The sequence below is a fragment of the Streptomyces verrucosisporus genome (genome assembly GCF_017114865.1).
In the GTDB taxonomy this organism is placed as follows: Bacteria; Actinomycetota; Actinomycetes; order Streptomycetales; family Streptomycetaceae; genus Streptomyces; species Streptomyces fenghuangensis.
This window is the reverse complement of record NZ_JADEYH010000067.1, coordinates 1-2,063: the sequence shown is the minus strand read 5'-3', so window position 1 is coordinate 2,063 and position 2,063 is coordinate 1. Positions and strand designations below refer to the sequence as shown.

Below are 2,063 nucleotides of genomic sequence, written 5' to 3'. Positions count from 1 at the left end.
CGTGCGCCCAGCAGAACAGGAGGTGACACCGTGACGTAGCGGTGTTCTTGCTGTTCGGAAGCTCGTCGTCGCCTGCCGGTGGAAGTCCGGTCCGGGTAGCTGCCAGGAGGCCCGGTAGCAGGCTGGCGGCGTCGGAGGGAAACGTCCGGCGTCGAAGCCCAGCGTCAATGGCCCTGTAACAGGGGGAGCGACGATACGGTCCGTAGCATCACGCGAAGCCTGCGGCGTCGTTACTCAGCCATCCTTTCGGGTGGAACGAGGGAGTGCCGAGCCTCTCGAAATCGGGGTGAAGGCCATGGAAGCGGTGAAGATCCTGGACGGGCAGCCGTGAAGGACTCCCCGGCGTATGGGGCGCGGAACGTATCGAGGGTGGCGGCGGGAACTGGGGAGGCCCTCCCCGGCCCGGTGACCTGCGGAAAGACGTCATCGGAAGCAGCGCGTCCTATAACCGGCGATCCCGGGAAGTGGGCGCGGGCCGGGTGGGCGTCGGAGGTGGCCGTAGTACCGCTTGCAGCCGGGAGACAACACAACTCCCGGTGAGGGAAGGGCCACTACTTCGTCGGTGCGTCATGAAGTGGAGGAGGGGCTCGGTGAGTGCCCTTGTGGCTAGTCCCGCCGTCGGGGGACGTTCTCCCTCGGATACGGTCCGTGCCTTGCAGCATGCGCTTTACCGGTCGGCCAAGGCCGATCCCGGACGACGGTTCCACGCGCTGGGAGACAAGATCCACCGCAGGGATGTTCTCCGGCGCGCGTGGGCCATGGTGCGTGCCAACAACGGCGCACCGGGCATCGACCGCACCACCCTGGCCGGCGTCGAGGAGTACGGCATCGACCGTCTTCTCGGCGAACTGGCCGATGAGTTGAGGCAGGGGCGGTATCGGCCCCTGCCTGCCCGCCGGGTGTTCATCCCCAAGCCGGGGGTGAAGGACGAGCGCAGGCCGCTGTCCATCCCGACGGTTCGTGACCGTGTCGTGCAGGCCGCGATGAAGATCGTGCTCGAGCCGGTCTTCGAGGCCGACATGCTGGCGTGCAGCTTCGGGTTCCGCCCGAAACGCTCGGCGCATGACGCCCTGCAAGTGCTCATCGATGAGCACCATCGGGGCAGGCGGTGGGTGGTGGAGACGGACATCGCCGAGTGTTTCTCGGCTATCCCGCACGAAGAGTTGATGCGCGCGGTCGAAGAGCGCGTCTGTGACCAGTCCGTCCTCAAGCTCCTGCGACAGATCCTTCGCGTCGGGGTGATGGAGGATGGGCAGGTGCGACGGCCGGTGACCGGGACCCCGCAGGGCGGTGTGATTTCACCGCTGCTGTGCAACGTCTATCTGCACCGGCTGGACCGGGCATGGGACGAGCACGACGGGATTTTGGTCCGCTATGCCGACGACCTGGTCGTGATGTGCTTCTCCCGCAGCCAGGCCGAACGGGCACTTGCCCAACTGGTCAGGCTGCTGGGCGAACTCGGGCTGAAACCGAAGGAGTCCAAGACGAGGATCGTGCACCTGGAGGTGGACGGGGAAGGTTTCGACTTCCTCGGATTCCATCACCGTCAGGTCCGTTCCCGGGGACTGCACGGACGCCGACGCGTCGAGTTCCTGGCCCGCTGGCCCTCGAACCGGGCGATGCAGCACGCCCGCGACCGGATCCGGGAGATCACTGCCCGGCGCCGGCTCCTGCTGCATCCGCAAGCGATCGTGGAGGACCTGAACTTGTTCCTCCGCGGGTGGATGGCGTACTTCCGGTACGGGCACTCCGCCCGCCGCTTCAGCAAGATCGGACGATACGCGAGGGAACGCGTCGCGCACTTCATCAGCAGGAAGCACCGGCGCAGCCGGGCGTTCGGCCGATGGGTGCTGACTGTCTCGTCCCCGAGGGATCTCGGTCTGATCAGCCCGTATGGAACCGTCGTTGCACCCAGGGCCGGAAAGCCCTGGCGGGAGAGACCGAATGCTGTCGGTGAACGGCGTCGGTGAGCCGTGTGCGGGAGAACCGCATGCACGGTTCGAAGCGGCGGGGGCTGGAAACGGGGCGGACGTACTCCGTCACCGCGCCAGCCCCCGACCCTA

At 66.8% G+C, this 2,063-nt stretch carries 1 protein-coding gene; it reads left to right on the top strand.

Annotated features, from left to right (window positions below; translation table 11 throughout):
* Positions 1-653: 653 nt before the first annotated feature.
* Positions 654-1,970 (top strand): group II intron reverse transcriptase/maturase, encoded by a 1,317-nt coding sequence (ltrA, locus tag IQ279_RS27435; RefSeq protein ID WP_206352025.1) that lies wholly within the window; start codon positions 654-656, stop codon positions 1,968-1,970.
* The last annotated feature ends 93 nt before the right edge of the window (positions 1,971-2,063 follow it).